This window comes from Butyrivibrio sp. AE3009 (genome assembly GCF_000420845.1).
Taxonomy (GTDB): domain Bacteria; phylum Bacillota; class Clostridia; order Lachnospirales; family Lachnospiraceae; genus Butyrivibrio.
Genome location: NZ_ATVS01000038.1, coordinates 26,975 through 33,453, shown reverse-complemented (window position 1 = coordinate 33,453; position 6,479 = coordinate 26,975). Strand labels below are relative to the sequence as shown.

General features: G+C 47.4%; 5 protein-coding genes. All 5 read right to left on the bottom strand.

What is annotated here, in order from left to right; genetic code table 11:
- Nucleotides 1-181: 181 nt before the first annotated feature.
- A complete protein-coding gene (gene nifH / locus G588_RS0115300; protein WP_272798055.1) occupies nt 182-1,084 on the bottom strand; it encodes a nitrogenase iron protein in 903 nt (300 codons plus the stop codon).
- Between the two features lie 5 nt (nt 1,085-1,089).
- On the bottom strand, nt 1,090-2,376 hold the full coding sequence (locus G588_RS0115295) for a nitrogenase component 1 (RefSeq protein WP_022779586.1): 1,287 nt from the start codon (nt 2,374-2,376) through the stop codon (nt 1,090-1,092).
- Complete coding sequence (locus G588_RS0115290; RefSeq protein WP_022779585.1) at nt 2,369-3,823, bottom strand: nitrogenase component 1; 1,455 nt, start codon at nt 3,821-3,823, stop codon at nt 2,369-2,371. Before G588_RS0115290 ends, G588_RS0115295 begins: the two co-directional genes overlap by 8 nt.
- A 323-nt stretch (nt 3,824-4,146) precedes the next feature.
- Nucleotides 4,147-5,082: a cysteine synthase A gene (gene cysK / locus G588_RS0115285; protein WP_022779584.1), complete on the bottom strand. Its 936-nt coding sequence runs from the start codon at nt 5,080-5,082 to the stop codon at nt 4,147-4,149.
- Nucleotides 5,083-5,270: 188 nt separating this feature from the next.
- Nucleotides 5,271-6,464, bottom strand: a complete 1,194-nt coding sequence (locus tag G588_RS0115280; RefSeq protein WP_022779583.1) for a trans-sulfuration enzyme family protein — start codon at nt 6,462-6,464, stop codon at nt 5,271-5,273.
- Between the last annotated feature and the right edge of the window lie 15 nt (nt 6,465-6,479).

Genomic DNA, 6,479 nt, shown 5'->3' with positions numbered 1-6,479 from the left:
CGAATTGCCATAGTTTCTGATGATATACGCATGACTCCGCAAAAAGCGCTCTCGTCATGCTACAAGGATTCGGAAATCGCGGGGCCCCTACCCCACTTTTTTCCTCATCCTTGTTCGGTCCTCAAGGTCATAATTTTTTCCTTGCAAGCAAGGAAAATTATGACTTTGAGTCCCTATATCATCAGATTTTGTAATCATCTGAAAGTTCCATCATGCCGTACTCCATGAGGATTTCTTCGAGGCGTTCCTGGGTCATGGGTGTTGGGATGACGAAATCTGTGTTCTCGATAACGGCCTGGGCCAGGTTTCTGTACTCCTGAGCCTGGTTAGAATCGGGCTTGTACTCGATAACTGTCTTCTTGTTGATCTCAGCGTGCTGAACTACGTTGTCACGTGGAACAAAGTAAAGAAGCTTAGTTCCAAGTTCCTTTGAGAAGGCTCTGAGAAGATCCAGCTCTCTGTCCACGTTTCTTGAGTTGCAGATGATACCGCCAAGTCTTACTCCGCCTGTTCTTGCGTATCTCTGGATACCCTTTGAGATATTGTTGGCAGCGTACAGAGCCATCATCTCACCTGATGCTACGATGTAGATCTCTTTTGCCTTGCCTTCACGAATGGGCATTGCGAAACCACCGCAGACAACGTCTCCAAGAACGTCATAGAATACATAATCAAGATCATCAGTGTATGCACCAAGGTTCTCAAGCATATTGATGGAGGTGATGATACCACGACCTGCGCAGCCTACACCTGGCTCAGGGCCGCCGGACTCAACGCACTTGGTGCCGCCGAAGCCTTCCTTCATGATCCTGTCCAGTGAGATGTCCTCACCCTCTTCTCTTATGGTGTCAAGAACCGTCTTCTGTGCAAGGCCTCCAAGAAGAAGTCTTGTGGAATCCGCCTTGGGATCACATCCAACTACCATTACTTTTTTACCGTGCTCAACAAGTCCTGCTGTCAGGTTCTGTGTTGTGGTGGACTTACCGATTCCACCTTTTCCATAGATCGCAATCTGCCTGAGTTCTGCCATTTTTTCATTCTCCTCTTCTAAATATTTTTCTTTTTTCTTATGGGGTGTAAATATTGTGATTAAAGGTTGTCATACAGATCTTCCGTGAGCGTAAGACTTCCTCTGTATCCTGCTATTGCCCTGTTAAAGATAAGTCTGTCCTTTAACGGGAAGGTCGCCGCTATGCACTGCACTCCCTTAAGGGATGCGGCTTCTCTCTCATTGCTGCTGCCTACTATAAGTGTCAGTTCCTCTTCCTCTAAGAGAGCCTTGTTTATCTCAAACTGGTCAGCGGTAAAAATGACCTTGGGTGGCCTTGCATATTCCAGCTGCGTAAGTTCTTTTATAATGCGGTTCTTGTTCTCCTCACCGAATATAGGCTCCGAGATGATGGCAAGCTTTGGTGTGAAGCTGTAATCGTTGGCCAGGTATCTGGTGATTCCGCAGACATTTGCCGCATCACCTACCACCGCATATCTCTTCCAGCTAAGTGTTCCAATGGCCTGCGCCAGATAGCTGTATACGTAGTCCTCTTCCTTGGCAAGGAAGGCATCCACAACGCTGCTGTCCAGATTAAGTGCCTCTGCCACCTGTCTTACAAACCTGCCTGTATCCGTGGCTCCTATGGGAGTTCCGGGATATCTGATGCTCTTTACGCCGAACTTTTCCTCGAACTTATTGGCAGGCTTACCAAAGAGCCAGGGGTTAACGATTATGTTAAGGGCTGCCCCGGAGCAGTTCTCCAGGGTCTCAATACCCTGATGCTCGGTAAAAAAGGTATTGACCTTGAGCCCCAGTCCTCTGAGGATTCTGGCGATCTCTTCAAGGTTGCCGCTCCAGAAAGGATCGTGGTAAGGAACGATTCCAAAGACATTTACCAATTTGTCGTCCTTTGGCACATCCTCTTTTATCACCTGATCGATGAAGTTGTTCCAGATAACCTCATATCCCAGATTGCTGTCACCGGCAAATCCGGGAGTGTCTATCGGATACACCTTAACGCCTTTTGCCCTGAACTCCTCTGTAACCGAAACAATGTCATCGCCGATGATTCCTGCGGTACAGCCAGTAAGAACAAAGAATGCATCCGCATCCATGATGTCCACTGCTCCCTGAATTGTTGTACGGAGCTTGTTAAGTCCTCCGAATACTACTTCTCTCTCCAGCATATTGGTGGAGGGAATGGATACGCTTGAAACGAAGGCTGAATTCTTGTTTCCTGACTGTCCCTGCTCGGCCGCGCAGGTCTGCATGCAGCAGCCCGGGCCTGAGTGAAGTATGGGACATACCCTGTTTATGGCTCCCAGAACCGAGTTGATTCCGGCAAGTACGCAACCACCTCGTGGGTTTTCCAATATTTCAGACATTTGCTCCACCTCCCACGATGTATTTGAATGCATCCTCCTCATACCAGCTGTCCTTGTAGGGAAGCCTGACATGAGCGGCTAATTTCTTGTTAAATCCGGGATTTTCCAGCTGATCCGCTATCTTGTTTCCAAGGTAGATCAGACCATCGTAGCCCATGGTAGGTCTCTTCATATCAAGAACATGGGTTGTTGGAAGTCCCAGTTTGGCAGCCCATTCGGGAACTCCGATGAACACGTCAGGCTTAAGCTTCTTGATAAGATTGACCTGTTCAAAGGGCTGCATGTTGGCTATATCAACCACGAAATCCTTGTGGATGCCGTTGAGATATTCGATGTCCACCTGGGCATCATCGTCATAGGTTGGTGTCTCAAGACCTACGAGTTCCATACCGAAGTCGTCGATAAGAGCTGCAGCTGCGAAACTGCGACCTGTGCCTCCGCATATAAATACTCGTTTTCCCTGAAGTCTTTCTCTAATTTTCTGAACCAAAGGAGTAATTCTCTCATGCTCTCTGTTAATGATCTCATCAGCTTCCTTCTCCTTTCCCATGACCTGTGCGATTCCACGAAACCACTTGTCGGTGTTACGAAGTCCTATGGGCATTACGGTATGTGAATAGGGAATACCGTATTCCTTTTCAAGACTGTTCATGAACTCATCGGCAAAAACCTTGCAGATTGAGGTTGATGCTGCAGCGCTCGGTATCTTTTTGATCTTCTCCAGTGAGCTGTAAAAAGGAATGTAGTTGGTCTCGATATCAAGAAGTCCCAACATTCTCTCCATTTCCTTCTGGTCTGCGTAGCTGATGGAAACGGGAGCGAACAGGTTAACAAGGTTGTCCTTTTTCTCTGCCTGTACCTTGGAAAGTATGTATTTCTGGATCGATATAAAGGCCGCGTCAAAACCTGAAGCGCAGATCTTGGACTTGAAGCCCTCGCAGTGGATAGGCACTATCACTGCATCAGCGCTCTTCTGAAGGTCTGCACAGATGGCATCTATGTCATCTCCGATAACGCCTGAAGCACAGGATGCAAAAACGAATATCATCTTTGGGTTGTATCTCTCGATGGCCTTCTGAACTGAATCTCTCAGCTTCTTCTCACCACCGAAGATAACGCTCTTCTGATCAAGATTAGTAACGATGATATGTGGGTTCTTGATGTGCTTAACGCCTCTGTGAGCCTGGCCTACACGGTACATGTCAACAGCAAGTGAGGTACATCCGATGCAGCCCTGTGGCGAATGAGCTATAAAGACCGCATCCTCCAGCGACATCAGCGCCGCCATGGAGTTGATCTGCTGGCACTGAAGGCCCTGGGCGAAGCTCCTATCGGCCCTTTTAAGGCACCCTTTTCTGAAGCTCTCCTCTGCGGCCTTGCTGCTTCCGCCATAGTCATTAACTCTTCCTGATTTACTTTCTCTTACTCCCGAATAAGTCTCTGCCATAAGTTCTTCCTACTTTTCTCTGTAAAAATATGTAAAAAAACAGAGGTCCACTTTTAAACTCACGAATGAGTGAGACTAAAGTGAACCTCCGGTTGTCCGGTCGGTTTAGCGGTACGGGGACACGCCAAGGCATGTCCCGCGAATTGAATAATTTAGATATATGAGTGATATACGCATGACTCCGCTTACACTCTCGTCATGCTACATCCATTCGGAAATCGCGGGGCCCTACCCACTTTTTTCCTCATGTATGTTCGGTCCTCAAGGTCATGTAAATTATCATGCGAGCATGAAATTCCCATGACTTTGAGTCCCTATATCACTCAATTAGCAAAGAGTGGTGTTGAAAGGTATCTGTCTCCGGAGTCGGGAAGAAGGACTACGATTGTCTTGCCCTTGTTCTCATCTCTCTCTGCAAGGATTGTTGCTGCTTTGAGGGCTGCTCCTGAAGAAATACCAACCAGGATTCCTTCGGATACTGCGAACTTCTTGCCTTCTGCAAATGCATCTTCATTTTCGATTGCGATTACTTCGTCGAATACCTTGGTGTTAAGAACATCCGGTACGAAGCCTGCGCCGATACCCTGGATCTTGTGAGGTCCTGCTGTTCCTTTTGAAAGAACAGGGCTTGTTGCGGGCTCAACTGCAACAACCTTAACGTCAGGATTCTGCTCCTTCAGGTACTCACCTACACCTGTAACAGTTCCGCCTGTACCAACACCTGCTACGAAGATGTCTACCTTGCCGCCTGTCTGCTCCCAGATCTCAGGACCTGTGGTAGCCTTGTGTACTGCAGGGTTAGCAGGGTTAACGAACTGTCCGAGGATAACTGCTCCGTCGATCTCTTTCTCAAGTTCCTCTGCCTTGGCGATGGCTCCCTTCATTCCCTTGGCGCCTTCTGTAAGAACGATCTCTGCGCCGTATGCTTTAAGGAGATTTCTTCTCTCTACGCTCATGGTATCGGGAAGAGTAAGGATTGCTCTGTAGCCCTTGGCTGCTGCAACTGCTGCAAGACCGATACCTGTGTTTCCTGATGTAGGCTCAATGATTGTTGCGCCGGGTTTGATCTTGCCGCTCTTCTCTGCATCCTCGATCATTGCAAGGGCAACTCTGTCCTTAACTGATCCGGCGGGATTTAAATACTCAAGCTTAGCAAGGATTGTAGCGTTTGCTACGCCAGCCTTCTTGCTGTAGCCGTTAAGCTGTAAAAGTGGTGTTCCCCCGATAAGTTCAAGTGCGCTCTGTTTGATGTCTGCCATAGTTTTTTTCCTCCGTTTTCTTAGTTGTCTTATTTTCTTTTTTCTTTAGTTTGCTAAATTGTAAAAAACCTATTACCTAGTTTGTTGATAGGAATTAAATGATTTAATGAAATTCTAACATAATGCCCCGCAAAGTCAACCACAGAGCGGCTTATAGCAGGATATAAGATTTACTTATCGGTGTAAAATTAACCATTCACTTCCTTCTCTGCAATAGCAAATACTCTTCCAAACTCACAGAGAAGATCATTTATTCCCTCTATTCCAACTGACAATCTCAAGGTCCTTTCGTTGATCCCGTTTTTCTCCAGAACTTCCTTCGGCACATCTGCGTGGGTCTGGGTTACGGGGTAAGTTATCAGTGTCTCCGTTCCTCCAAGACTCTCTGCAAAATAGATCAGCTGCACATTTCTAAGTATTGACTTGGCAAATTCCTCGCTGTCCACTTCAAAGGTCAGCATTGCGCCAAAGCCCCTGGCCTGCTTCTTCATGATTTCGTACCCGGGATGGTCCTCAAGACCGGGATAGATAACCTTAGTCACATGCTTGTTGAACTTAAGGAACCTTGCCAGCTTCAGGGCATTTTCCTGGGCTCTCTCAAGCCTTACCGCCAGGGTTCTGATTCCGCGAAGAATCAACCAGCTGTCAAAGGGGCTAAGGATTGCTCCGGTTGTCTTGTAGATGAAACGAAGTCTCTCATCGATCTCTTCATCCTTAACTACGATAAATCCGCCTATGGTGTCGTGGTGACCTCCCAGGAATTTGGTTCCCGAGTGGATGACCACGTCCGCACCAAGGTCTAAAGGGTTTTGGAAATAGGGTGATAAAAAGGTGTTGTCCACCACCAGGAGAATTCCTTTTTCCCTGGTCACCTTGGACAGTTCCTCGATATCCGTAACATTCATCATGGGGTTCGTGGGCGTCTCAAGATACACCATCTTAGTATTTTCCTGGATCAGAGGGCGTATGTCAGAAACGCTTAGATTGGCTGAAGTGTAGGTAAGACCGTTCTTTAAACTGATCTCGTTAAAAAGCCTGACGCTTCCGCCGTAGAGATCTGAATCTATGATGAAGTGATCACCGGGCTTTAAGAGCTCCATAAGAGTGGCAATTGCCGCCATTCCGCTGGAAAAAGCCAGTGCATCCCTTCCGTTCTCAAGATATCCCACAATTGATTCAAGCTGCTTCCTTGTGGGATTCTGAACTCTCGAATAATCGTATCCGGTACTCTCCCCAAGTCCCGGATGAGCAAAGGTGGCAGTCTGGTATATAGGAAAGCTGATGGCTCCGTACTGGTCCATCAGGCTCCTGTCCAGCTGCTGACACTTTGTATCTATGCTGCAATTTATTTCGGTACATCTGTTACAGCCGCTACAATCCATTTTTTCATATCTCCC